This window comes from Olivibacter sp. XZL3 (genome assembly GCF_004368405.1).
In the GTDB taxonomy this organism is placed as follows: Bacteria; Bacteroidota; Bacteroidia; order Sphingobacteriales; family Sphingobacteriaceae; genus Olivibacter.
This window is the reverse complement of record NZ_SBJH01000008.1, coordinates 55,459-81,372: the sequence shown is the minus strand read 5'-3', so window position 1 is coordinate 81,372 and position 25,914 is coordinate 55,459. Positions and strand designations below refer to the sequence as shown.

At 42.8% G+C, this 25,914-nt stretch carries 26 protein-coding genes; 8 read left to right on the top strand and 18 right to left on the bottom strand.

Features of this window, described 5'->3' with window-relative positions; translation table 11 throughout:
• Positions 1 to 24 precede the first annotated feature (24 nt).
• The 3 genes from EPX21_RS02755 to bioB all read right to left on the bottom strand — a co-directional run bounded on the left by EPX21_RS02755 (position 25) and on the right by bioB (position 4,095).
• Entirely contained in the window at positions 25 to 2,283 is a 2,259-nt protein-coding gene (locus EPX21_RS02755) for a cation-translocating P-type ATPase (RefSeq protein WP_134088158.1), read from the bottom strand.
• Positions 2,284 to 2,371: 88 nt separating this feature from the next.
• A complete protein-coding gene (locus tag EPX21_RS02750; RefSeq protein ID WP_134088157.1) occupies positions 2,372 to 2,935 on the bottom strand; it encodes an AraC family transcriptional regulator in 564 nt (187 codons plus the stop codon).
• Positions 2,936 to 3,099: 164 nt separating this feature from the next.
• On the bottom strand, positions 3,100 to 4,095 hold the full coding sequence (gene bioB, locus EPX21_RS02745; RefSeq protein ID WP_134088156.1) for a biotin synthase BioB: 996 nt from the start codon (positions 4,093 to 4,095) through the stop codon (positions 3,100 to 3,102).
• A 137-nt stretch (positions 4,096 to 4,232) separates the two neighbouring features.
• Here bioB and EPX21_RS02740 point away from each other — a divergent pair, with 137 nt between their 5' ends.
• On the top strand, positions 4,233 to 5,720 hold the full coding sequence (locus tag EPX21_RS02740) for a PLP-dependent aminotransferase family protein (RefSeq protein WP_134088155.1): 1,488 nt from the start codon (positions 4,233 to 4,235) through the stop codon (positions 5,718 to 5,720).
• Here EPX21_RS02740 and EPX21_RS02735 read toward each other — a convergent pair.
• Positions 5,715 to 6,578, bottom strand: a complete 864-nt coding sequence (locus EPX21_RS02735) for an alpha/beta fold hydrolase (protein WP_134088154.1) — start codon at positions 6,576 to 6,578, stop codon at positions 5,715 to 5,717. The two genes, EPX21_RS02740 and EPX21_RS02735, sit on opposite strands and share 6 nt — an antisense overlap.
• A 105-nt stretch (positions 6,579 to 6,683) precedes the next feature.
• On the opposite strand from EPX21_RS02735, the gene EPX21_RS02730 reads away from it, so the two are divergent.
• Both EPX21_RS02730 and EPX21_RS02725 read left to right on the top strand, forming a co-directional pair.
• On the top strand, positions 6,684 to 7,202 hold the full coding sequence (locus EPX21_RS02730; protein WP_134088153.1) for a hypothetical protein: 519 nt from the start codon (positions 6,684 to 6,686) through the stop codon (positions 7,200 to 7,202).
• 152 nt (positions 7,203 to 7,354) lie between these two features.
• Positions 7,355 to 9,265, top strand: a complete 1,911-nt coding sequence (locus tag EPX21_RS02725) for a long-chain fatty acid--CoA ligase (RefSeq protein WP_134088152.1) — start codon at positions 7,355 to 7,357, stop codon at positions 9,263 to 9,265.
• A 135-nt stretch (positions 9,266 to 9,400) separates the two neighbouring features.
• Here the strand turns inward: EPX21_RS02725 and asnB are convergent, their stop codons facing one another.
• The 5 genes from asnB to EPX21_RS02700 all read right to left on the bottom strand — a co-directional run bounded on the left by asnB (position 9,401) and on the right by EPX21_RS02700 (position 14,346).
• On the bottom strand, positions 9,401 to 11,086 hold the full coding sequence (asnB, locus tag EPX21_RS02720) for an asparagine synthase B (protein WP_134088151.1): 1,686 nt from the start codon (positions 11,084 to 11,086) through the stop codon (positions 9,401 to 9,403).
• A 514-nt stretch (positions 11,087 to 11,600) separates the two neighbouring features.
• The gene (gene rpmA / locus EPX21_RS02715) at positions 11,601 to 11,873 is read right to left on the bottom strand and encodes a 50S ribosomal protein L27 (protein WP_134088150.1); all 273 of its coding nucleotides are present in this window, start codon (positions 11,871 to 11,873) and stop codon (positions 11,601 to 11,603) included.
• Positions 11,874 to 11,919: 46 nt separating this feature from the next.
• Entirely contained in the window at positions 11,920 to 12,231 is a 312-nt protein-coding gene (gene rplU / locus EPX21_RS02710; RefSeq protein ID WP_134088149.1) for a 50S ribosomal protein L21, read from the bottom strand.
• A gap of 148 nt (positions 12,232 to 12,379) precedes the next feature.
• Entirely contained in the window at positions 12,380 to 12,883 is a 504-nt protein-coding gene (locus EPX21_RS02705) for a hypothetical protein (RefSeq protein WP_206105986.1), read from the bottom strand.
• A gap of 41 nt (positions 12,884 to 12,924) precedes the next feature.
• The gene (locus EPX21_RS02700) at positions 12,925 to 14,346 is read right to left on the bottom strand and encodes a dicarboxylate/amino acid:cation symporter (protein WP_134088148.1); all 1,422 of its coding nucleotides are present in this window, start codon (positions 14,344 to 14,346) and stop codon (positions 12,925 to 12,927) included.
• Between the two features lie 175 nt (positions 14,347 to 14,521).
• Here EPX21_RS02700 and EPX21_RS02695 point away from each other — a divergent pair, with 175 nt between their 5' ends.
• The 3 genes from EPX21_RS02695 to rnhA all read left to right on the top strand — a co-directional run bounded on the left by EPX21_RS02695 (position 14,522) and on the right by rnhA (position 16,359).
• A complete protein-coding gene (locus EPX21_RS02695; protein ID WP_134088147.1) occupies positions 14,522 to 15,019 on the top strand; it encodes an RNA polymerase sigma factor in 498 nt (165 codons plus the stop codon).
• Positions 15,006 to 15,602, top strand: a complete 597-nt coding sequence (locus EPX21_RS02690) for a hypothetical protein (RefSeq protein WP_134088146.1) — start codon at positions 15,006 to 15,008, stop codon at positions 15,600 to 15,602. The genes EPX21_RS02695 and EPX21_RS02690 overlap by 14 nt, the downstream gene beginning before the upstream one ends.
• 292 nt (positions 15,603 to 15,894) lie before the next feature.
• Entirely contained in the window at positions 15,895 to 16,359 is a 465-nt protein-coding gene (gene rnhA, locus EPX21_RS02685) for a ribonuclease HI (RefSeq protein WP_134088145.1), read from the top strand.
• A gap of 92 nt (positions 16,360 to 16,451) precedes the next feature.
• On the opposite strand, the gene EPX21_RS02680 is transcribed toward rnhA, so the two are convergent.
• From EPX21_RS02680 to EPX21_RS02670, 3 genes are all read right to left on the bottom strand, one after another.
• Entirely contained in the window at positions 16,452 to 16,769 is a 318-nt protein-coding gene (locus EPX21_RS02680; RefSeq protein ID WP_134088144.1) for a multidrug efflux SMR transporter, read from the bottom strand.
• Positions 16,770 to 16,858: 89 nt separating this feature from the next.
• Positions 16,859 to 17,482 (bottom strand): 7-carboxy-7-deazaguanine synthase QueE, encoded by a 624-nt coding sequence (locus tag EPX21_RS02675; protein WP_134088143.1) that lies wholly within the window; start codon positions 17,480 to 17,482, stop codon positions 16,859 to 16,861.
• 125 nt (positions 17,483 to 17,607) lie between these two features.
• Entirely contained in the window at positions 17,608 to 18,957 is a 1,350-nt protein-coding gene (locus tag EPX21_RS02670) for a Gfo/Idh/MocA family protein (protein WP_134088142.1), read from the bottom strand.
• Positions 18,958 to 19,184: 227 nt separating this feature from the next.
• Here EPX21_RS02670 and EPX21_RS02665 point away from each other — a divergent pair, with 227 nt between their 5' ends.
• Together EPX21_RS02665 and EPX21_RS02660 are read left to right on the top strand one after the other, a co-directional pair.
• Positions 19,185 to 20,315 carry a phosphotransferase enzyme family protein gene (locus EPX21_RS02665; RefSeq protein WP_134088141.1) on the top strand — a complete coding sequence of 377 codons (1,131 nt, stop codon included), beginning with the start codon at positions 19,185 to 19,187 and terminating at the stop codon, positions 20,313 to 20,315.
• Between the two features lie 14 nt (positions 20,316 to 20,329).
• The gene (locus EPX21_RS02660) at positions 20,330 to 20,962 is read left to right on the top strand and encodes a carbohydrate-binding family 9-like protein (RefSeq protein ID WP_134088140.1); all 633 of its coding nucleotides are present in this window, start codon (positions 20,330 to 20,332) and stop codon (positions 20,960 to 20,962) included.
• A 105-nt stretch (positions 20,963 to 21,067) separates the two neighbouring features.
• On the opposite strand, the gene trxB is transcribed toward EPX21_RS02660, so the two are convergent.
• The 6 genes from trxB to EPX21_RS02630 all read right to left on the bottom strand — a co-directional run bounded on the left by trxB (position 21,068) and on the right by EPX21_RS02630 (position 25,913).
• Complete coding sequence (gene trxB / locus EPX21_RS02655; RefSeq protein WP_134088139.1) at positions 21,068 to 22,033, bottom strand: thioredoxin-disulfide reductase; 966 nt, start codon at positions 22,031 to 22,033, stop codon at positions 21,068 to 21,070.
• A 126-nt stretch (positions 22,034 to 22,159) separates the two neighbouring features.
• Complete coding sequence (locus EPX21_RS02650; protein ID WP_134088138.1) at positions 22,160 to 23,197, bottom strand: LacI family DNA-binding transcriptional regulator; 1,038 nt, start codon at positions 23,195 to 23,197, stop codon at positions 22,160 to 22,162.
• Positions 23,198 to 23,289: 92 nt separating this feature from the next.
• On the bottom strand, positions 23,290 to 23,910 hold the full coding sequence (locus tag EPX21_RS02645; RefSeq protein WP_134088137.1) for an HAD family hydrolase: 621 nt from the start codon (positions 23,908 to 23,910) through the stop codon (positions 23,290 to 23,292).
• Positions 23,911 to 23,959: 49 nt separating this feature from the next.
• Positions 23,960 to 24,439: a hypothetical protein gene (locus EPX21_RS02640; RefSeq protein ID WP_134088136.1), complete on the bottom strand. Its 480-nt coding sequence runs from the start codon at positions 24,437 to 24,439 to the stop codon at positions 23,960 to 23,962.
• A 45-nt stretch (positions 24,440 to 24,484) separates the two neighbouring features.
• Positions 24,485 to 25,135 carry an ABC transporter ATP-binding protein gene (locus EPX21_RS02635; RefSeq protein ID WP_134088135.1) on the bottom strand — a complete coding sequence of 217 codons (651 nt, stop codon included), beginning with the start codon at positions 25,133 to 25,135 and terminating at the stop codon, positions 24,485 to 24,487.
• Positions 25,136 to 25,157: 22 nt separating this feature from the next.
• Positions 25,158 to 25,913 (bottom strand): ABC transporter ATP-binding protein, encoded by a 756-nt coding sequence (locus tag EPX21_RS02630; RefSeq protein WP_134088134.1) that lies wholly within the window; start codon positions 25,911 to 25,913, stop codon positions 25,158 to 25,160.
• Position 25,914 lies beyond the last annotated feature (1 nt).

The following is a 25,914-nucleotide window of genomic DNA, read 5'->3' as shown; positions in this document are numbered from 1 at the left end:
AGAATACATTGTCATCTTCGCTCATCAAAGTCTCGTCCATTTCAATCGCAGGCTGTTTGATACAACCGAAACAGAGCTTAATGCCATCGCCGCGCCTGCGATCATCGGATCTAATAAGAAGCCGTTCAAGGGATACAAGAGCCCGGCAGCGACCGGTATACCAATCAAGTTGTAAAAAAAAGCCCAAAAGAGGTTCTGCCTAATGATACCTGCAGCATGTTTAGCTAGCTTAACAGCCTTAGGTAACGCGTCTAACTCAGATGTTGTTAAGACTATTTTTGCTACGTCCATAGTAATATCAGCGCCTTTGCCCATCGCAATACCGACGTCCGCAAGCGCCAAGGCTTCGCTATCATTCACACCGTCGCCTACCATGGCGACCACATGTCCATGCTCTTGTAAGTTCTTTACAAATGCGGCCTTATCCGCAGGTAACATCGAGGCTTTAAATGCATGCAGTCCGACCTGATTCGCCACGGCAGCAGCCGTAGGTTCGTTGTCGCCCGTAAGCATATAAGTTATTATCCCCCGCTTTTTTATTGCTTCGATTGCATTTGCTGCCTGATTCCTTACTTCGTCCACAATAGCGATCCTTGCCAGTATTTCGCCAGGCCGCGCAAAAAACACCCACGTTTTAGCCTTTTCGTGTAATTGATCGGCAATGCTCAAAGCCTTTCCGGTTAAGGGTGTATCGTATTCTTCAAGTAAACGCTCATTGCCTATTAGGTAGGTTCTATCTTCAAAGGTCGCCACAACACCTCTACCTGGAATACTTTTAAAGGAATCTAAATGAATGGGGTGAGCATATTTTTGCAGCGCATCCTGTACGGCGGCTGCCAAGGGATGTTCTGATTGACTCTCCATTTGGTTCAATATAGTGGCGAGATAAGACATATCCTCTTCAGGCACGAACCATTCAAAGTCCATTACAATGGCTTGTCCTTTTGTAATCGTTCCTGTTTTATCAAGCACCATAACATCCACCTTTGCGAGGCACTCCAAGCTGTCTGCATCCTTGATTAATATATTATTTTCGGCCCCTTTTCCTACGCTCACCACAACAGCGGTTGGTATAGCCAGACCCAGCGCGCAGGGACAGGCAATAACCAGTACGGTTATCGTTGTCAGTAACGCGTGTGTTAAAGCGTTCCGCCCATCCAATACCAGCCAGCTAACAAATGTTAACAAAGCAATGACTAAGACGATGGGAACGAATACGCCCGCGATTTTATCGACTAACTTTTGCACGGGCGCCTTACTTTCCTGCGCTTCTTTTACGACTCGTATAATATGCGCAAGCACCGTATCATCACCTACCTTTTCAGCCAAAAAATGGAAGCTCCCTTTTTGATTAATCGTACCGGCAAATAAGGCGTCGCCTTCGCGCTTTTCCAGTGGAACGGGCTCTCCACTTATCGTGCTTTCGTCAACGAAGGAGCTGCCACTAAGCAAGGTCCCATCAACCGGTATACGTTCACCTGGTCTCACGACAACCACATCACCGGTCACCAAGTTCCCCACAGGAATATTCTGCTCAATGCCCTCCTTCAAAACCCGCACAATCCTGGGTTGCATTCCTATCAATTTTTTAAGAGCGAAGGAGGTGCTGGATTTAGCTCGTTCTTCCAACAACTTACCTAAGAGAATAAACGCGATAATAACTGTTGCAGCTTCATAGTATACATGTGCAGGCAAACCCTGCCTATGCCAGAAAAAAGGAAAGGCCGTGTTGAACAAACTAAATAAAAAGGCAACCCCCGTACTTAAAGCTACCAAGGTATCCATCGAGGCCTTTCTATGCATTGCTTGTTTAAAGGCTTGGATAAAAAAACCTTTACCTATAAAAAATACGACGGGTGTTGAAAGGATCAACATAATCCAATTGGCGTACGGCATATCCATAAAGAACATGCCAATGATTACGACGGGAATTGACAAAATCACTGCCGCGACAGCCCTGTTTTTTAAGGCCTTATAGTATTTTTTTTGCTCGAGGTGCTGTTCTTCAAAGGCTTGCTCCTCTTCTATAATCAAATCATAACCAATGGAACGAACTGTCTGCTGTAGTTCTTCCGCTGGCAGGACTGCATCGTACCTTATGGTGGCGGATTGATTTGCATAATTTACCGATACGTCATGTACACCTTTCACGCGCTTCAATATGGATTCGACACTGGCCGAGCAAGCGGTACAGGTCATGCCCAATACGGGAAAAGAACGTTTAATTTTTCTATCTTTCGCAGCTTCTGGCGAAAAGTCTGCGTTTAACGGGATCGACTCCATGGTACTTTCATTTTATAATACAAAAGTACTCCACCGCTCCCCTTGGTTCCTTATACAATTGTCGACATCTTGTATATAATCTTCTGTCCTACAAGTTGTCTAAGGGCTTTCGTTTCCGTTCTTTAACCTGTTTGAAATGAGAGGGTGTCAGCCCCGTAATTTTCTTAAACTGCATAGATAAATGCTGTACACTGCTATAACCCAACTTATAAGCTATTTCACTCAGAGTAAGCTCGTTGTATACGAGCAGCTCCTTAGCGCGCTCAATGCGTTGTAAAATAATGAATTGTTCAATCGTAACTCCTTCTGTTTGCGAGAATAGTGTACTGAGATAATTGTAATCGATAGCAAGCTCTTGTTGAAGAAAGACCGAAAAGTTCACCTTCATATTGACTTCGTCCACATGGTGTATTCGTTCAATCAATAAGGTTTTGGCTCGCTCAACCAATTTGTGCTTTTTGTCATCTAACAGTTCAAAGCCAACGGCTATCAAACGGTCTTTCAGGCTTTGGAACTGTACCTTATCCAACTCCTTATCAAGCTCCACCTCGCCCAAACAGACAGACAATGGCTGGATGTTCAGCTCTTCCAGAATTTGCCTCACTACCATTAAGCAGCGGTTGCATACCATGTTTTTTACGAATAATATCATGTCCAATAATATCTCTTTATTTAGCGATCTTGATAGACAAAGCTCTACAAAGAAGAGGAAGAAACCTTATATAATTCCCTAAATATCTTATAGAACTATTTAACAAAAAACGCTATGGCATCCCATAGCGCAGCTCTGTGCACAATTGCTTATCACATCGTGAATTAATCAATATCCTCATCTTTTATGCAATAGGCGGTCAAGGGACGAAGGCCTAACAACCTAAACATCGCTTTGTCTTCTACCAAGTCTGGATTAGGCGTAACGAGCAGTTCCCTCTGCTCACTTGTGAAAATCGAATTGGCTCCTGCCATAAAACACCATGCCTGCTCTATTGTTGACATCTCAGACCGACCTGCGCTCAATCGTATCATTGTTGTCGGCATTAGAATACGAGCGGTAGCAATCATGCGTATCATTTCCCATACCTGTACCTTTGGTAAATTTGCGAGTGGTGTTCCATTCACTCGGGCCAGTGCATTGATTGGTACCGACTCAGGGTGACTAGGCAGGGTTGCCAGTTTATGGAGCATCGCAATTCGGTCGTCCTCTGATTCACCGAGACCAATAATTCCACCACAGCAAACCGAGATACCTGCTTGCCGAACGTGTTGGAGCGTAAGCAGCCGGTCATCAAAAGTCCGAGTACTTATGACGTTTTGATAATAGTCTTTTGAAGAATCGAGATTATGGTTATAAGCCGACAAACCCGCCTCTCGCAAACGCTTTGCCTGCTCCGCGCTCAGCATCCCCAAAGTGCAGCAAACCTCCATACCCAAGTCATTTACCCCTTTAACCATTTCCAATACCCTTTCAAAGTCGCGGTTATCTCTAACTTCCCGCCATGCTGCTGCCATACAAAACCGCGTAGACCCAGCCTCTCTCGCCCTTTTTGCACAAGCTAAAACCTCCTCTACGGGCATAAGCGATTTAACTTCAATATCAGTATGATACCTTGCAGCTTGACCGCAATAAGCGCAATCCTCGGGACAACCACCTGTTTTTATCGACAATAAGGTGCACAATTGAACGGCAGCTGGATCATGCCATGTTCGATGAACATCAGCAGCTTCATGGGTTAGTGCCAGTAATCCCATATTATAAATTTTCCGTACTTCGTCAATTGACCAATCATTACGAATCGTGTGTTTTTGACTCATTTTAATTTATCTTATTATTTCTCAATGTTGATAATTATTACCGCTTGTTCCTTATACGAGAACAAAATCTTCTTCGCTGTTATTTCCGTCAAAAGTAGTATCTTGCCGGACGATACATATAGTCCAGTTTCAACTTCATGAGTAGTCCGGTTAACCTTCCTTTCAAAAGTTTAATCACATTAAATAAGCAGGCCAGTACGCCCTTATATCTCCAAATTGCACGTCAACTTATTAACGCTATTCAGCGAGGCGTTTTAGTGACGGACACACGGCTACCCGGTAGCCGGTCGCTCAGCGAGGATCTGGGCGTACATAGAAAAACAATCATTGCCGCTTATGACGAACTATATACGCAAGGGTGGACACACACCGTCCCTAATAAAGGTACCTACATCAGCAAACGCCTCGGCAATGATAAACCCGATCCTATAAAGTACGATCGTAATTATTTAGTCAGCTATCCTAAAACGACGGGTTTTCATTTCAAGCAACAAATATTGCTAGACCATCCGGTGGCACTTTCTCCCGCTCATCTTTCCTTTAGCGATGGCTTACCCGACACGCGGATTGCTCCCTTGGATCGCTTGGCCAAAATCTATGGTGGTGTCTTAAGAAGAAAGACAAGCGTGCGACACCTGGGCTATTCGCATGTAGAAGGCAACGAATATTACCGCGAGAGCTTGGCATTTTACCTGAACAATTCGCGTGGCTTGCCTATCACCAAGGAAAATATACTGACCACCCGCGGAATACAAATGGGAATCTATTTAGCATCGAGTGTCCTCATAAATCCTGGTGACCGGATTGTGGTCGGAGATCTCAGCTATTATATTGCCAATATGATTTTCCAGCAGATGGGAGCTGCCATGCACAAAGTGCCGGTGGATAGCCACGGTATATCGGTAGAAGCCATTCGGGAGCTCTGTGAAAAGGACCGCATACGTATGGTGTATATTACACCCCACCACCACTACCCTACCACAGTAACCATGAGTACGGAGCGACGTATTGAGCTGCTCAACCTAGCGAATAAATACGGGTTTATCATTTTGGAGGACGATTACGATTACGATTTTCACTATAACAGCAGTCCGGTTTTACCGTTAGCCAGCGCTGATAGTCATGGTATGGTCGTATACATCGGTTCTTTCTGCAAAACACTTGCGCCAGGGTTAAGAACGGGTTACATCGTCGCTCCCCGAGACTTAATTCAGGAAATCGGTCGTTTTCGACGCATTGTAGATAGACAAAGTGATATGTTGATGGAGCAAGCCTTAGGCGAACTGCTAACAGAAGGAGAAGTCCACAGACATTTAAAAAAGGCCATCAAAGTTTATCAGCAGCGATGTGCCCATTTTTCCGATTTGTTGCAAAGCAACCTAAGCGGTTATGCTTCTTTCAAGTCACCACCCGGAGGGTTGGCACTTTGGTCTTTATGGAACAGGGAATTAAATTTAATGCGAATCAGCAAAAATTGTCTAAAGCATGGCCTGCATCTACCACAAACGCTGTTGTACCAAAATGAGTTAACGACGGCCATGCGGTTGGGCTTTGGCAACCTGAATACAGAAGAGCTCACCGAAGCCGTTCAAATACTGAAACAGTCGCTGGATGAATCTTTATAACACGTTGTGATCTACCTCTGTAAATAACTCACTGATAACGGATCCATTCTTAATTATATCGTGGTGACCGATCCCGTCATAGGTGCGCTGTTGAATGTCTGTGTGTTTTTCTAGAAAATCATTCATGAAGCGGAACGGCGAAATCTCATCGTAGCGATCGTAGAACAGCAAATGATTGACGTCCGAGTAATCGTACAGTTTGTGCAAATTGAAATAATTCACTTCGATGTTAAAAGCCTCCTTAAAATCTTGAAAAAACCGTTCCTGTAGCGCTTCGGAAATGCCCACGGCTGTCATTTGGCTTACAAAATAGTTTTCAAGATCTACCAGGGGAGACAGGCTGACCATCACAGCCGGCTTCTTGGGCAATTCTTTATATGCCATCACATTAGCCGTAGCACCCAACGAATGACCGATTAACACTTTTGGCGAGCCCAAAAGCTTTGCCATTTGGTGGATGCTTTCCACGTACAGCGCCAAATTGGTCAAACGGCCTTCTGACGCACCGTTGCCTGGAGCGTCAAATGCTACTACCCTATAGCGTGGGTTCAATAAAAACCGTTCAATAAGGCAATCGAAGTCGGCTGCTTTAGATGCCCAACCATGGGTAAGTAGTATAAGATCCTCGCCAGCCCCCCAAGAGAATCCCTTCACGGACAGGTTTTTGTTGGTAAAATACGGATCGAAAACAGAAAACTCCGCCCGCTCCGCGCGCGCCAATAAATCCTGTTGCTTCGATCGCAGTGGAAATTTTGGCGAGTAGAACAAGTAATCAAATATGCGTAGCCTAAGCTCCTCAAGTGCTTGTTTTTCTATCAAGCCTTGTATTTCTAAGGTTATCTGTCTAATTTTCCTCATAGTTTGTTTGTCAAACAAAGATAAGCTTTACCTATTAGCCCGTGTAATCAGGATGTCAAACAAAACAGCCTTATGTGTGTAATTATCAAAAGCATCTTCAATTTTATGAACGCATCAATTATAAAGACCTCTCTGCTTTCTCTTATTGCGGTTGGCTTTTTATCTGCTTGCCGTCAGGGGTCTCCGGACAAAAAGTCTACAGAAAGTCGCTCTCAAGCCGACGCAATCGAAGACACGCCGACTAACCCGCATGAAACTTGTTATCTACGATTAGAAGGACCGTCGTCCCAAGATTCTACCTTTGTCACCTTGTCTATTGTAAATGATACGGTAACGGGAAAATACAATTGGATACCTTTTGAAAAAGATCGGAGAACAGGTCGCCTTAGCGGTATAAAACGAGGCGACACCATAGATGTTGTTTGGCACTTTACCCAAGAGGGGATGCAAGACACGCTGCATACCGTGTTTCTTTTACAGGGCGATCAGTTGAGGCAAAAGCCTTTTCGTATTGACGCGCAAACCGGGCGACAATTCACAGATAACGAATCTACGTTCTCCATTTCTTATAAAAAAATAGACTGCGAGGTCAGTCGAAGTCAATCAGAACCCAGGCCGTTATAAGAGCTAGCAATTCCGTTCTTCCATGACTGATTGTTCCATGACTTGATGTTGCCATGTAATTTATTCTTTGAAAAATGAATGTTTCGCTACATTTGCGTCTTATTATAAACTTATACTTTTGCTGTTTAGTAAAACATTATTCACGAGAATAAATGAATCCCATTACCAAAGATATGACTGTTCCGGATTTGCTTCGGAACGTAGTTGAGAATATACATCCTGAAACGCACACATTCCTTATCCACCATGAAGACAACCAGTGGAAAGAGATATCCTACCGAACGGCATTAGATAATATCCATGCCGTGTCGGCTTATTTATTGTCTATCGGATTGAACAAGGGCGATCGCGCGGCGCTGTTACTCGAAAATGGCCCGGATTACGTCTATTTTGATCAGGGGATCCAACAAATCGGTGTCGTCAATGTATCCATATACCCTACGCTCCCTGAGTCAGACACCGAATACATTTTGAATGATTCCGGAGCGCGCGTCATCATCGTCAATACGCCTTTCCTTCTACGAAAGGTACTTAAGATCGCTAACCACTGTGAAGACCTGATCCGGATTATACCAACATTCGACGGATATGAAAAGTATACCCAGCATTTAACATTACATGCAGGCGTCATTCCCTTTGGAAAGCTACTCAAGGAAGGCGCGCGTTTACAGGCCAACTACAAGAACGAGATTGCAAGCGCCCGGAAGGGAATTCTGATGTCCGACATTTCCACCCTGATCTATACCAGCGGTACAACCGGTATACCGAAAGGCGTCATGCTAACACATGCGAATCTTACTAATAACGTTAGAGCTTGCTTAGATCAAATTTTGGAGGTAGACCAAAACGAGCTTTTCCTTTCATTTCTCCCTTTATCGCATGTTTTCGAACGCACGGCGACTTATCATGTCTGCTTAGCACTTGGCGCAAAAATTGCCTATGCCCAAAGTATTGAGCTGTTGGCAAAAAACATGTATCAAGTGAAGCCGACGGTAATGTGTGCCGTGCCCAGACTGTTGGAAAAGATACACGACAAAGCCATCAAAAACGGCACGGAAGCCGGAGGCATTAAAGCCACTATCTTTAACTGGGCTATACGCGTTGGTAAACGATATCGGGAGCGAAAAGAAGCTGGCAAAAGGCCGGGGTCAATGTTAGCCGCACAACATAGGATCGCGGAAAAACTGGTCTTTAGTAAAATAAACGAAAAGACCGGTGGACGCCTTAAATTTATGATTTCCGGAGGCGGGGCATTACCCCAAAATGTAGGCGAATTCTTCGGCAATATCGGTATTAAAATTTTGGAAGGTTACGGCCTTACCGAAACTTCTCCGGTTGTTGCCGTCACCGAATTTTACAGACAGGTTTACGGTACAGTTGGACGCGTACTTCCAGGAATAGAAATAGCCATTCAGGATCTGGAAACCCTCAATATACATACAATACAAAGCCACGAAAGCTTTGACCCCACACTCGAAACAGCCGAGGGGGAAATCATCATCCGCGGGCATTGCATTATGAAAGGATATTGGAAAAAACCGGAGGAAACTAAGCAGGTTATAGATAGCGACGGATGGTTTCACACAGGAGACATCGGCAAGTTTTATAAGGGAAATTTAAAAATCACCGACAGGCTAAAAAACATGATCGTGAATGCCTTTGGGAAAAACGTATATCCGACGCCGGTAGAAAACACCTATTTGAAAAGCAAGCGTATTGAGCAGATTTTTCTTGTGGGCGACAACAGGGAATACCTTACCGCGCTGATCGTCCCGAACCAAGAGTTGCTCAAAGAGACCTTCAATCTGCGGGAAAGTTTCTTTAACCGAGAAGATCCCTTTATACAGGATATTGCTATTATCGACTGGATAGAACAGGACATCAAGCGCTTGTCGAACGAGCTTGCTAAATTTGAGCGTATCCGCGCTTTTAAAGTAAAAAGGAAACCTTTTAGTATTGATGCGGGAGAGCTCACGCCAACGCTAAAAGCCAAACGTAAAGTGATCGAAAAGATGTATGCAAAAAGCATCGATGATCTATACGAAACAGCTCAAACAGATTAGCCCGCACAGGCAAATTACTCCATCAACTTTCGCCCTTTGACATTCATACCACGTTTTAACGCATGCGTATAAAAATTAAAAAAGTAGTAATAGAGGACTATTACTACTTTTTTAAAGATAGCCACCGCTCAATAACTAAACTGCAGCTTTCTCTTTACTGTAACTTTCGTTATGGACGCTTGCTACTGCTCTGCCCGAAGGATCATTGAGATGTTGAAAAGAAGCATCCCAAGCTAATGCTTCTGGTGTACTGCAAGCTACTGATTTAACAGATGGCACACAGGCTGCAGCTGAATCCGAAGGGAAATGCTCGCTGAAAATACTTCTGTAGAAGTATTCTTCTTTCGACATCGGCGGATTTATAGGGAAACGGTATTTTGCGTTTGCAAGCTCTTCATCAGATACAGCATTCATCGCCTGTTCCTTTAGCGTATCGATCCAGTTATAACCAACTCCATCAGAGAACTGCTCCTTCTGTCTCCATGCAATACTGTCTGGCAAATAATCTTCAAAAGCCTTCCGTAAAATCCATTTCTCCATTTTGCCATTGCCGGCCATTTTATCCGCAGGATTTAAGCGCATGGCGATATCCATAAATTCCTTATCCAAAAACGGCACACGTCCTTCAATTCCCCAGGCCGCTAGCGATTTATTAGCGCGAAGACAGTCGTATAAATGAAGTTTACCTAATTTACGGACCGTTTCTTCGTGAAACTCTTTCGGATTCGGCGCTTTGTGGAAATACAAGTAACCGCCAAAGAGTTCGTCAGATCCTTCGCCACTTAACACCATTTTTATACCCATAGATTTAATAACGCGCGCCAATAAATACATAGGTGTAGACGCACGAATGGTAGTAACGTCATAGGTCTCCAAATGATAGATTACATCCCTCACTGCATCCAGCCCTTCCTGAATGGTAAAATGGATCTCGTGATGGATGGTACCGATATGTTCAGCGGCCTTCTGCGCTGCTACCAGGTCCGGAGATCCCTTTAACCCTACAGCAAAAGAATGTAGCGAAGGATACCAAGCGTTTTCTGTATCGTCAGATTCAATCCGTTTGGATGCAAACTTTTTAGTAATGGCAGCAATAATAGACGAATCTAAACCACCTGAGAGTAAGACGCCGTAAGGTACGTCAGACATCATCTGCCGATGTACAGCATCCTCTAATCCCTTCCGTAAAACCGCTATATCCGATTCATTATCGGCTATGTTCTCATAGCTTTCCCAATCTCTTCTGTACCAGCGCTGCAATTCCTGTCCCTGCGCACTGTAGATATAATGACCAGGCTTAAACTCTTGAATACGGTTACAAATGCCTTCCAGCGCTTTCAATTCAGAAGACACATAAAAATTACCGCTTTTGTCCCATCCCATATAAAATGGGATAATCCCCATATGGTCTCTTGCTATTAAATAAACGTCTTTCTCCGTATCGTACAGAGCAAATGCAAAAATACCATTCAGGTCTTCCAAGAAGTCAGCACCTTTTTCTTTATAGAGCGCTAAGATAACTTCGCAGTCAGAATTTGTGGAAAAATTGTAATTTGGAAGCTGATCACGCAGTAAACGGTGATTATATATTTCACCATTAACGGCGAGAACAATCGCTCCGTCTTCACTATACAAAGGTTGCGTTCCTGATTTTGGGTCTACGATCGCTAATCGCTCATGCGCTAGTATCGCCTTATCTGAGCTGAATATTCCCGACCAATCAGGCCCCCGATGGCGAATTTTCTTCGACATTTCCAACACTTGGGCACGCAAGTCTTGCGACTTAACTTTTAGATCAAATGCACCAATAATTCCACACATAAATTTATTTTTTACTTAGCTTATTTATTATAAATGTATACAAATTAACGAAAAACTATTCAATATTCGCAACATTTTAGATCTTTTCTGATAATTTTATTAACGTATTTTACATTTCATTGAAAATTAACACAAATCAATCATAAGAAATCGAAATGAAAAAACATAAATCCCTGTATACCAACAACTAACAAAACGAGGTTTCCGGCGTTTTCCCGTCCATGGCCGCCATGAATTGGTCTGGAAAAAGCACGAAATTTTTCAGCACGCAGTAAATAACAAAATTTTTACAAGGGAAAGCAGCTAATAATTGGCAGCGAGCTGTCAATAGGGCTTAGTTTCTAGCTCGGAACAGACATACTTCAAGGCGAAGCAACGCCTACAGCCTATATGCCAGCCTGTCTCGGGCAGGTATAACTTAAACCTCAGAACCAAGCCTGAGTCTACCGTCTAAAACTAAAGAAACCGCAAACAAAATGCTTGCGGTTTCTTTCTAATATGATTTCTTTCGGTCTTAAGCTTCTGCTTTAGCTTCAGCTGGAACAACCGATACGTAAGACTTATTATTTGCTTTCTTGGTAAACACAACTTTACCATCAACTAATGCAAACAATGTATGATCTTTACCTATTCCTACATTTTTATCTGGATGGTGTTTAGTTCCTCTTTGACGTACAATAATATTTCCTGCAATAGCAGCTTGACCGCCAAAAATTTTAACACCTAATCTTTTGCTATGAGATTCGCGACCGTTCTTCGAACTACCCGCACCTTTTTTATGAGCCATATCTTATTTTTATTTATGACAGCTAAGCTGTCTATTTAAAAAACAATTATAGAGTAATATCTGTAATCTGAATTTTAGTGAATTGTTGACGATGTCCGTTTTTCTTTTTGTAACCCTTACGGCGTTTCTTTTTGAAAACAATCACTTTATCTCCCTTTAAATGTGACAAAATTTTAGCCGAAACTTTAGCACCAGCTACACTTGGAGTCCCAACTGTAAACTTGCCACCATCTTCTGCTAACAATACATTGTCAAATTCAATACTAGCGCCCTCATCTCCCTGTAAACGGTGCACAAAAAGATGCTGGTCTTTTGCAACCTTGAATTGCTGTCCGGCTATATTTACTATTGCGTACATTGTTAATTGTTTAGATAATAATTTTATTTGTTTTGAAATTCGAAGCGCAAAGATACACTTTATATTTTAAACTCGCAAGAACTATTCGTTTTTAGCGATTGATTGTTTGCTAACCCTATAACATTTGCACCCGTCCTTCGGCCTAAGCTCAATTTCTATCTTCCGCATCGTCTAAAACGCGCTGTACTTCACCGACCATTGTTTTCGCTGCATCGATAAGCTTAGGGTCACCTTGATAGTTGGAATCAAAAAGTACCTGCTTACTTTTTTCTTTGTAGTTTAGTTTAAGGAAAAAACGTACCACTTGCTTCGCTGTGTCGGCAGTCGCCACTTTGCCGGTCATGTCCTCCGGAAAATTCCAAAAACCATATTCAGTGGCCTTCCGATGAAGATACAGCAGATCATCCTTCCGTAACTTTAAGGTGCTTTTAATGATAGAGTCTCTCCTATTTACAAATTGATAGGCTTGCGTTTTAGAATTATAGCTATTCAGCATATTGTCGGGGGAGCCGTAGCTGAATTCTATCGATTCGAAATCGGAAAATCGAAAAGGCGCATTTTTTATCATATTACTATAGTAAAAGATGCAGTAGCCTAAAAAAGGCACAATAATACAGATATAAAGAAAGATTTTTTTAGAGCGTTCACTCATAATATATAGTTTTTGAAAAGCGTATTCTTTTTGTAGGCAGATTAAGATTCGACAGCTTTAGAGCGGTCAGTATGCGCAGGCTCGATTTCAGTATCCATTATCTCTTCATTTACCGCATGGGGGTTAAATTCGTTTTCCCACTTCGCCACCACCACCGCAGCCAAGCAGTTCCCCAACACGTTGACTGAAGTTCTGGCCATGTCCATTAGCTCGTCAATACCGAGAATAATAAAAATGGGCCAAACCGGTAAACCAAAGGAAGCTGCGGTACCCATCAAAATGACCAAGGAAGCGCGTGGAATACCTGCGACCCCTTTACTTGTGATCATTAAGGTAAAAACCATTAAGAGCTGCTCACCGAACGACAAGTCGATACCCGCCGCTTGCGCAACGAATACGCTAGCCAAGGAAAGGTAAAGCGTTGTGCCATCCAGATTAAAACTATAACCAGTAGGCATTACAAAAGCCACTATTTTCCGTGGCACGCCAATACTCTCCATCGCTTCCATTGCCCGGGGCAGAGCGGCTTCCGAACTCGTTGTTGCGAAGGCGATGGATACCGGTTCACCGACCGCTTTCACGAAACGTTTAATAGGTAAACCAATGATTAAGCCGATAGGCAGCAACACCAATAAAATAAAAGCGAGAAGTGAAACATACAATGTCGCCAAGAGCTGGAAGAGATTCACCAAAACGCCCAGCCCCATATGGCCGACAGTATAGGCCATTGCGGCACCTACACCGATAGGTGCGAAATACATCACAATATTGGTGAATTTGAACATCACTTCCGACAAGCTTTCCGTGAAATTCACCATGGGCGCACGCTTTTTCTCAGGCACCATAATCAACGCTAAGCCGAATATTACACTGAAAATGACGACTTGTAAAACTTCGCCCTCAGCCACCGATTTCGCGATGTTTTCCGGAAAGATATGAAGGATTATATCACTGACTGTTTGTGGTTTAACATCCGGTAGCTCTTCATGTTGATTAGCTGGAGGAATAATTCCCATGCCGGCCTTGCTGATATTAATTGCCGCTAAACCAATAAACAGCGCAATGGTGGTAACTACTTCGAAATAGAGCAGCGACTTCCATCCCATCCTCCCTACTTGTTTGATATCGGAATGCCCTGCAATACCGTAAACCAAGGTTGCGAAGATAAGCGGAGACACGATCGTTTTGATTAGCTTAAGAAATGCTTTACTTGCCACTTGAAGACTTATCCCGGCCTGAGGCCAATCATGCCCCACACTCGCTCCTATCACCAGTGAAATCAAGATCCACGTTGTCAGCGTCCTTTTCCTAAATCCATAAAGTATTAAACCGATTACAGCCAACCACCTAAACACGAAAAGGACCTGTGAGGGGACGGCATTAAAAATAAAATCAACGGCATATAACAAAGCGGCAATACTTACGGTTATTAGGGTGAAAAATACAGCAGATTTTGACTTCATATAAAATTTTAAGCGGTTCGCAATTCCACAAAAATAACTATTTAGACTAAGCTTCCAACAAATAGATGTAATTTTACCAAAGACAAAACCATTTCGCCTTCTAAACTGAAGCGAAAAATATTAAAAAATGTAACACAAGCTAATTCCATTAGTCTAAACCTAAGTTGCTAAGAAAATGAAGCGAAAAGAGGCCCTGTTTAAGGATATTTTTGATAAAAATAACAGAAAGGTATACCACCTCTGTTATGGATATACCGGAGATAGTGAGGCTGCAAATGATCTTATGCAAGAAACTTTTATCAAAGTTTGGCAAAACCTTGATCGATTCAGAAACCAATCCCAAATTTCAACCTGGATTTACCGTATCGCCGTCAATACATGCCTTTCTTTTCTTCGGGTTGAAAAGAGAAAGGCAACCGACGAAATCAACGACAGAATTATTGAAACAAAGGCTGAAGAAACTTCAGACAAACAGGAACAGGTAAATCAATTATACAAATGCATAGCACAACTCGAAGAAAATGAAAGAATTATCATAACAATGGTATTAGACGAAATTCCCTACCAGGAAATTGCAGAAATATCAGGCATATCGGAGGGAAATCTCCGCGTCAAAATACATCGCATTAAAAGTAAGCTAACAGAAATTTATAATCGCCATGAAAGATTTTAATGAATTAAAACAGCTTTGGCACGTGCAGCAGGAACATGAAGGCGTTAGCTATGATGCTATCTTAACTACTGTTAAACAGACAAAGAACAAATACACAACCAAACTTCTAAGTCACGTTATCAGCATTGCTGTAATTGTCTTGATAACGCTTTATATATTTATATCTTTCCGGTTTCATACTTGGACCACCTTGTTATCAATGTTTATCGTAATCACCTGCTTGGTATATTATATGCTAATACAAGTAAAAGACTATAGGTCGATAAACAACAGCGAACGCTTGCTGAACAAGCCGGAAGCATATATAGCCTATTTGCAGGCGTATAAACAGCATCGCTATAGATTAAATACCAGAAACTACACCATTTATACCATCTGCCTATCGATCGCATTGGGCTTATACCTGATTGAAATGTCCTTCTATGTCTCTACATTTGCATTGGCCTTATTTATTGTTGCAACCGTTGTGTGGTTTTTGATCTGTTATTTTGTGTTAATGAAGGTTTATATAAAAAAGGAAAGCGAGCGACTGGAGGAGATGATCAACAAGCTCAAGAAATTGGAAGACCAGTTCAGGAATTAATGTAGGCGATATTTTACGCTTTCTTGTTGTTGCCCAAACAAAACGGGCCTGTAGTGCGTAGCTCGATGAAACTTATTGCCATAACAAAAAAGCGCTATGTGTAAAACCACTCACTGCTATTTTCCAGAACCTGGCCTCGTAAATTTCGAACCACACCTGGTAAATAGCCTAAAAGAGAGGTATAGGGCTCGCCACTTTGCATATGTATGCATAAAAAACAGACACTGAGACACCTACCGTCTTTAGGCGTTTTTACTGAACATACTCGATTCTATCCCTTATCTTTGTCTCAATGATTGAAATATATACAGATGGAGCGTCGAGCGGCAACCCCGGTCCTGGAGGCTACGGCGTGATTCTTCGAGCGGGACAATACTACAAGGAGATATCGGAGGGATTTAGAAAAACCACGAACAACAGAATGGAGTTATTAGCAGTTATTGTCGGTCTGGAAGCGCTAAAGAAACCGGGAAACGAGGTTGTTATCTATTCAGATTCAAAATATGTGATTGACGCAGTCGAGAAAAAATGGGTTTTTGGCTGGCTAAAAAAGGGATTTGCCGGCAAGAAAAATATGGATTTATGGTTGCGATTCTTACAGGTTTACAAGCTGCATCAGGTTAAATTCGTATGGGTAAAGGGACATGCAGGGCATCCGGAAAACGAACGTTGTGATCAACTTGCCGTCCAAGCAGGTAAAGATAAACAGAACCACAAAATCGACCGTGTTTTCGAAATGGAAAACAGCACTGCTTAGTGAGTCGGTAGTTAATGGGAGTCGTATTCTCTGCCGAGCCTACAGAAATCAACAAAAGGAAATGAAGCACGGCGTTAAAATTATTGCTAAGCTTACTTTGAAACGACTTTCAGGCCAACTATAGAAGCAATCAAGGTGAATATAAAAAACAGTCGCCAAAAATCCGAGGGCTCCTTATATAGGATGATGCCCATAATCACGGTTCCTACAGCTCCGATGCCTGTCCACACTGCATAACCTGTGCCGATCGGAATCTGTTGTATCGCCTTATTGAGAAGTAAAAAGCTGAGCGAAATACAAATAAAAAATCCGACAGACCATTTAACGTTGCTAAAATTGTTCGACAGTTTTAAGCAGGATGTGAAGCCTACTTCAAACAAGCCGGCAATAATAAGATAAACCCAAGCCATAATTGTTTTTTTTCTGTGCGTGCAAAGGTATCAGAAGAAACACCCTCTTTTACATCGGCTAAAAAATAGCTAAAATAAACGCTTAAATGTTATGGAATATTGAGATATTTATGTGTTTGCAGCGAGATTTCCCATTTTGGGTTTTCCTTTACATAATCAATGATAAGCGGCGTCATCTGCTCTGCTTTAGACCATTCCGGTTGTAAGTACAATTTTCTTCCGGCGGGAACTTGAAGGGCGTATTTCTCGGCCCATTCAAAATCACTTTTGTTAAAAACGATGACTTTCAACTCGCCTGCGGCTTCAATCACGTCCGGTAAGGGCGACTTAAATTTCTTTGGAGATAGGCAAACCCAATCCCAATGGCCACTCAAAGGATAGGCACCGGAAGTTTCAATGAAGGTCTTGATGCCTGCATTCTGTAAGCCCTTTGTTAAATAATCTAGATTATAGATTAAAGGCTCACCACCGGTAATCACGACGGTTTTCGCCGGGTATTGTGATGCGTTTTTAATAATGTCGTCGGCTTTGGTTAAAGGATGTAAATCGGCATCCCAACTTTCTTTGACATCACACCAATGGCAGCCGACATCGCACCCCCCTAATCGTATAAAATAGGCGGCCTTTCCGGTATGATACCCTTCGCCTTGAATAGTATAGAATTCTTCCATAAGAGGAAGAAGCGTACCGTCTTCTGGAACCCTTTTTGACATAATGCTGCAAAGGTAGTTATTTTTTCATTTCTGCTTGTCAGTCGTCAGTAATCTATATAGACATGGATTTCCATAAAAAAGGCCGTAGAGTTTTCCCTACGGCCAAGCAATTATCCAAACACGGGCTAAAAGCCACTATCATCGAGGGCGAACACAGCTTTGCGTTCTTTCCATTTTCCATTCGTAAAATCCGGGATCTCAACAGACTTATTACCTTCAGCCAAGGAAAGCGTGGATAAAGGCGTGATTACGCTCATACTCACAGAATCGTAAACGTCGATTGGCGTTTGCCTATTTTGTTTTACCGATTCAATGAAGGCATTGAAAACAAACCAGTCCATTCCACCGTGGCCGGCACCGGCGGCATCATTTGCATACTTTGCCCATAATGGATGATCGTATTTTTTCAACCACTCATCAGCAACATCCCAAGCGTGGCCTTTTGCCGATTTTCCTTCTATGTAAATACCGTTGTTTAAATCCATCCACAGACCTTCGGTGCCTTGCACCCGAAAGCCTATTGAATACGGCCTTGGTAAATGCACATCATGCGATAACAACAGGGTTTCGCCGTTGGCACAGTTAATCAATGTGGTTGTAACATCCCCATTTTTGTAATCGATTTTTGCGTTGGGATGCCCAGGTGCGGTCTGCTGGACATAGTCTGCCAACCCTCTTGCCTTACTGGAAAAAGACACCATATTCGTCATCCGGTTACCATGGTTGATATTAGCGTAATGCATCAATGGACCTAAGCCATGCGTAGGATACAGATCGCCATCTTGGTCGATGTTGAACTGTGTACGCCATTGGGCTTCACTCATTGCTTCTGGACCGTACTCGACACCGCCCCCGTAGGGTTGTTTGCCATTGTTAAAGAGCACCTCCCGCAGATCGTGCTGATAACCGCCTTCTAAATGGATCAATTCACCAAAAAGATTTTTCCTGACCATATTCAATACGGCCATAACATCCCGACGGTAGCAGACATTTTCCAGCGTCATGTACGGTTTTCCCGTTTGTTCAGACGTTTTAACGATCTCCCAATGATCATCAACCGTTAGACCTGCAATTACCTCACACCCCACATATAAACCCGCCTTCATAGCGTCCACGGCCTGCTCTTTATGGAATTGCCAAGGTGTCGCGATGACAACGGCATCTAGCTTTTCTTTCTCTAATAGCTTTTTATAAGCATCTAAGCCTCCGGTGTATTCCTTCGGTAATTTTTTATTTGCTTTTTGGAATTGTTTCCGACAGTTTGCTAAAGAATCTTCCTGGATATCGCATATGGCCGTAACATCGATATCGTCTCTTCTTAGGGCCAATGCAACGTGGTTTCTGCCACGCAATCCTACACCTATAAACGCCAGCCGTATTTTTTTCTTATCTTGAGCAAAACTCTTGGTGTTAGGCAGTATGCTTGTTGCAGCCGCAGCGATGGAACCCGATTTTATGAAATTTCTTCTATCCATTAGGTGTTTTTTGAGTGTTAGGATACTATGCAAATGTTCATCTTATAGAACACGTTTGTTAACAAACATAAAAAAACAATTCTAATAAAATCGTATGCAACCGATTGCTCTATTTTCAAAAATGTTGTGCAATCGGTTGTGTTTTTAATTATGTGTGAAATTATTTTTCATTTTCGCATATTGCGGCAAATTGTCGCTTTCAAGGCGATACTAATTAAGTACATTTAATGATTGAGACACCTAATAGTAAGGCGACGGAGCTCTTGTCCATTGTAGATTTTTTCGCGATTAAGGGTAAAGCCGTCGATATAGCGCCCTTCGGCTCGGGCCATATCAATGACACTTATAAGGTCCGCACGGAATCGAAAGGCGGCCCTAATTATATGTTGCAGCGCATCAACAATCATGTGTTTAAAAATGTCGAACACTTGATGCATAATATTGAACTGGTATGCAATCATATCAAAAAGAAGTTGATTGTTTCAGGCGAAACAAATATCCAGGAAAAAACGCTTACCCCGATCCCAACCAAAGAAGGAAAACTCTTTTTTAACGATGCAAAGAATAATTACTGGCGTATTTTTATTCTCATAGAAAATACGAAGACCTATGATATTGTGGAAACAGCACAACAGGCTGGAGAAGGTGGAAGGGCATTCGGTAAGTTTCAGGCTATGCTCGCGGATCTGAATCCTCATGACGTATACGAGGTCATACCAAATTTTCTGAACATAGCCAGCAGGCTGAGAGATTTTAAAGATGCAGCCAATAAAAATGCGGCGAAAAGAATGGCTGAAGTTGTGCACGAGATCGATTTCATACAGCATCGGGAGAATAAGATGAACACGATTTTGAATATGGCCTCAAAATCTCAGATCCCACTTCGCATCACTCATAACGATACGAAATTCAATAATGTGCTTTTGAATAAAGAAGACAGAGCGCAATGTGTAGTGGACCTGGATACGGTGATGCCGGGTTACGTTGCCTACGATTTTGGCGACGCAATCCGGACGATCATTAATTCGGCCGCTGAAGACGAGGCAGATTTAGATAAAATCAAACTGAACATCCCTTTGTTTGAAGCTTATACCGTTGGCTATTTGGAGACAGCGCACCAATTTTTGTATCCGATGGAGATTAATTCGCTTGTAGACGGCGTATTGCTACTTCCATACATGCAAATGATCCGCTTTCTAACGGATTATCTAAACGGGGATACCTATTATAAGGTAAGTCATCCAACACATAATTTGCAACGTACCAAGGCCCAAATGAGGTTGGTTATCGAGATAGAAAAACATGAACAATTGCTTCGCGATATTGTAAAGAAGGCCGCGAACCTGTACCTTAGCTAGTTTTCTATTTAAAAATGGGTTTAAAAGTTCCTTATTTGCCATCGCTGACTAGTGCGAGTACCGGAAGTGAAATACGCTCCGCCCTTTCGACCATATCCTTGCAACCGCTTGCAATGGTTAATTGGAAGGAGTATTATTATGTACCTAAGGTGGGCTTTAAAATCGCTTATACCGACGAGAGCATTTTGCTATACTATGAAGTGTCTGAAAAGCATATACGTGCTGCCTATCTTCATAGCAATGAGCCGGTGTACCGGGACAGCTGTGTCGAATTTTTTATCTCTTTTGATGGCAGCAACTATTATAACTTTGAGTTCAATTGCATAGGAACGATGTTGTTGGCATACGGAAATGAGCAGGTCGACCAAAGAAAACTCGCATCTCCCGACGAAATAAGCAATATTTATAGAGACACGAACATTTGTTCGGCACCTGATGGGGTGACATGGAACTTAACGGCAAACATTCCTTTCAAAATCTTTAAAGAGGATGATGTCCAATCACTTAAAGGAAAGGAATGCAGCGCAAACTTCTATAAATGTGGAGATGACCTGCCCATCCCGCACTTTTTATCGTGGACCGCCATTAACCACCCGAAGCCAAATTTCCATTTGCCTGCTTTTTTTGGCACGCTTCGCTTTCTATAATTTTGGAAACGAAACGCTGCCCTGTCTGGACATACTTAAGCGGAAGATATTTTAAACAACAAAAGGCGCTAAGGCGCCTTCTGTTGTTAGTATCTAAGCAAATTTTTAATTCGCAGTCTCAATAACGGTGTGTTCCTTTGCAGCCAAATACCGCTCGGCCTCTAGTGCAGCCATACAGCCGCTACCCGCAGCCGTTACCGCTTGCCTATAAATATGGTCTTGTACATCACCGGCAGCAAAAACTCCTTCAACATTCGTTTGCGTACTGTCGGCTTTGGTCAGCAAGTACCCTGACGCGTCCATATCCAGCCATCCTTTAAAAATATCGGTGTTTGGTTTATGACCTATAGCGACAAAAAAGCCGGTAATATCCAATACCTGGTGTTCTTTAGTTTGATTATTTACCACCCGCAAACCGTTGACCGTTTTGCCGTCGCCTAAGATTTCTTCGGCTTCCGTATTATAATGTATTTCAATATTCGGCGTATTAAATACCCGATGTTGCATGGCTTTAGAGGCTCTGAACTCTTCTCTCCTCACCAACATATGCACCTTGTTACACAATTTAGCCAGATAAGTTGCCTCTTCTGCCGCGGTATCCCCCGCTCCAACAATAGCCACGTCCTGCCCCTTAAAGAAAAATCCGTCACATACTGCGCAGGCTGAGACGCCAAACCCGTTATACTTTTGCTCGCTATCCAATCCCAACCACTTCGCCGTAGCGCCGGTCGCGATAATCACTGTATCAGCCGTTATGGTTTTGACTTCATCAATAATGACCTTATGGACGGGACCGGAAAAGTCAACTCCTGTGGCATATCCGAAACGGATATCAGTACCGAATCGCTCCGCCTGCTTCCGGAAATCCTCCATCATCTCAGGCCCCATGACGCCCGTTGGATAACCCGGAAAGTTTTCGACATCGGTTGTCTGTGTTAATTGTCCACCAGGTACAATACCTGTATACATAACAGGTTTCAAATCGGCACGCGCCGCATAAATAGCAGCGGTATATCCTGCCGGTCCGGAACCTATTATTAAGCACTTAACGTGTTCTATTTCTTCAGTCATGTAAATTCTATTTTTAAAAACAAAGATACTGATTCCTGTAAAGCATTACGTTTACGTTTTGTAAATTTCTTAAGGGCAATCGCCCGCTGGACCGGTTCGTGCGACCTTATGCCGCCTTCGCTCCTGCTATACGTGTTGATTGACCAATTTGGATTCCAAAACGATTTTTTGCCCCTCTGTAGCAATGGGATCGTCCGTATTCAAATCCACATTCCGATCGATCAGATCAAATAACATTTCGGCAGCTAGGGCGCCCTGTTTTCCGGGCAATTGTTCAATGGAAGCCATGGGTGGATTCTCCATATATTTCCATATCGGATAATTCGCATAACTGATAAAAAAAATATCCTGGTTCACCGTTAACCCTTTGCTACGGACGGCATTCATGGCGTCTAAGGTAACATAGTCGTTGAATGAAACAACGGCAGATGGTCTTTGACTTAAATTAATCAGCTGTAAAATAGCATCGGCGTTTCCTTTTTCAGATAAGTCGGTATATACGACGAAATCACGATTCAAAGGAACCTTGTTGCTTACTAATGCTTCTGTAAAAGCTTCCTCTCTTTCCTTACTTGCGGGCAGGTGCGCCGGGCCGTTAATAAAAGCTATGTTCCGGTGACCGCAGGAAACAAATGTATCAATAGCCTCTTTCATTCCGGTCTTTAGATTACTCACAATGGCATTAATCTCGGGAAGGTCAGGTACACAATCGAAGAAAACAATCGGAATGCCGGCCTTCCTCAGTATTTCGATATACTCAAATTCGCGAGTGTTTTTCGCAGAAGAAAGGATAATTCCGTCTACCCGATGCCCTTTCATGGTATTGATGATCCGCAATTCACGTTCCGGATCATCTAAGGACTGGCCGAGAATAACTGTATAGTTCTTACTGTTTGCAAAATTCTCAATTTCACTTATCGCCGCAGAAAAGAAGGCTTCCGACAAACTAGGCAAGATGACACCTATGGTAAATGTTTTCCTCTGTTTAAAAAAAATGGCAGTCCGGTTTGGTTCATAGTTTAATTCGTCCGCCAGTTTCTTAACCCGCATCGTCGTCACTAAACCAATACTCGGATGATCGTTAAGCGCACGGGAAACGGTTGACGTAGATATCTTTAGCCGCTTAGCGATTTCTTTAATCGTTGGTTGTTTGCTTTTATTCATAAAACGCTAGAATTAAAGCCTTTCTTGCAGGCAGATTAATAATGAGAAGTAACTAGTTGCAAGATACAAAATGTTTTGATGATTCATATTCTTCACCCTTTCAACAGCAATTCGACCGGAAGGTAATCGACATCGTTTTCTAACGTCCCTTCGCTCCATACCGTCTGTCGACCGACGAGAAGCACCTCCCCTTGGCTGAGTTGATTGTCTGCTAACAGATAGCCAAGCGGATTGACTTCCCCTTGCAATACGAGTTCATCATAAAAATACATTTTCACGTGTTCGCGTAAAGCACCCCACTCAATCTGCTTCAATTTATTCAACTGCATTAAGGGATTCCCCTTCGTAAGCACTAAAATTTGCTTTCCGTCGGCAACGATATCCTGCAGCATTTCCTTTATTTCTTCGAACAGCAACAATTTTAATGGTAGCTGAGCATTCACGTGCATTCTTTTGAAATTCTCCAGATACTTACCGTCGATCCCAAAAACGGCGGCCGCTCGCTCAAAGATGCTCTCGCTGCCGTGATGTTCGTATGCTTTTTTTAAGAAGGCAGTTAAATCGGCCGCAGGTGGCACGGTTTCGGTGTATTCGAGTAGATGCGCGAACAGATAATACACCTGTAACAGATAATCCTTCTCCGGATACAATACATCATCAACTTCAAAAACGAAAGCTTTCTTGTTCTTAACTAAATCTTTATATGTAATCATGTCTCTTCTGCTGTAACGAAGCCTTCCGCGATCAGCAATCGTCTTAGATCTATTCCAGACAGCAAAAAAATGCTTCTTCTCCGCTGTCTGAAACCACACATACGCCGGATTCCTTCTCCAATCCCTCAATTTTAATTCCGCCTCTAAACGTTTCACCATTGAGCAAAATGTCCGGATGGAGTTCCTTACCAGGATTAATAATAAATTCGACGGCGTCTAAAATCTGTTGGGACGGCACCGCCAGCTGTATCCCATATTCCACAAACAGCTCCTTGCATTCAGTCAATTGAACGATTTCAGCCATTCGCAAAGGTACGATGAGGTCCAATTCGCGACTGATGCCAATTTTCAACATTTCGTGATTGAATGCGGCGTTCTTGGTTGACGGCGTTATCATATATTTTCCGCTTCGGATTAGCAAATCAGGAATGGCCACATTGTCGCCGAGTAACACCTGATCTTCTTTAGAAAAAATACGCATAAGTCTCTGCGACAGTGTACTCATGCCCGCGGTAATTAATATATTCATTAAAGTGCTAATTAATCTAGGAGCCTTTGAATCCAGACGGTTTCATTAAACAATCAAGCCGTCCTTCATATGAACCGTCCGGTCCGATATATCTGCCAAATGCTCATTATGTGTCACAATAACAAAGGTTTGCTGTAATTCACTTCTCAGTTGCACAAAGAGATGATGCAAGGCTTCCGCATTTTCCGAATCCAAATTGCCCGAGGGCTCATCTGCTAGAATAATGGACGGATTGTTCATCAGCGCTCTCGCAACCGACACGCGCTGCTGCTCACCACCCGATAGCGCATTGGGTTTATGGTCGGCACGATCGCCTACTTGCAGCCTATCCAATAATTGACGCGCCCGCTCTTCACTTTCGACCTTCCCTTTTCCGGCAATAAAAGCCGGGATGCAAATATTCTCCAGTGCTGTAAATTCCGGAAGCAGATGATGAAATTGGAAAATAAACCCAATGTGCTTGTTTCTAAAGGCACTCAATTTATTGGGAGATAATTTTGACAATTCCGTATCGTTTAGAACGACCTGTCCTTTATCAGGTGTATCCAAAGAACCCAAAATATGAAGAAGCGTACTTTTTCCTGCTCCGGAAGCCCCGACGATGCTAACAATTTCACCTTTCTTTATCTCCAAATCAACACCTTTTAAAATTTGGAGATTGCCATACGATTTCTTTATGCCTCGAGCGCTCAACATAGGGCGAATATACAAGTTTTATTCAATCCTCATTAAACCATTCATATAAATCTTGCGGTTTTAGCATGCCTTTATCTTCGGCCCCTACGTCCCTCTTTATCCGGCCATGCGATAACTGAATCAATCGGTCACCATAGCGAAGCGCCTCTTTCATATTGTGCGTAATAAAGAGCACCGTAAGCTGGTAATCTGCCACCAAGCGGTTAGCCAGTTCCATAACGCGAGAAGCAGAGCGCGGATCTAGCGCAGCCGTCGGTTCATCCAATAAAAGTAATTTGACGTCATTCATCACCGTCATCAACAAGGTCAGTGCCTGTCGTTGCCCGCCGCTTAACAAACCCATAGGTTGGTGGATCTTATCTTCCAGCCCCATGTTCAATAACTGTACTTGCTGTTTAACCCTTTCTTTAAAGGCCTTGTCTATGCCAATTTTCAGTTTCTTTGCTTTTCCCCGAAGGGCCGCTAACCTAAAATTGTCTAAGATACTCAATTCGGGAGCTGTACCTTGCAAGGGATCCTGAAACACACGGGCAATCCAACGGCTTCGCTTGTAATCAGCCATACCAGTAATCAATTCACCATTCAGTCGGATATTACCTCTATCGGCCATAATGGTACCGGCCACCAAGTTCTGCAGGGTGCTTTTACCCGAGCCATTAGCGCCGACTACAGAGACAAATTCGCCTGATGATACGGTTAACGAAAGCCGATCCAAAGCCTTTACTTCGTTCGGTTTATTAGAAAAAAAGCTCTTACTTACATCGTTGAAAACAAGCATC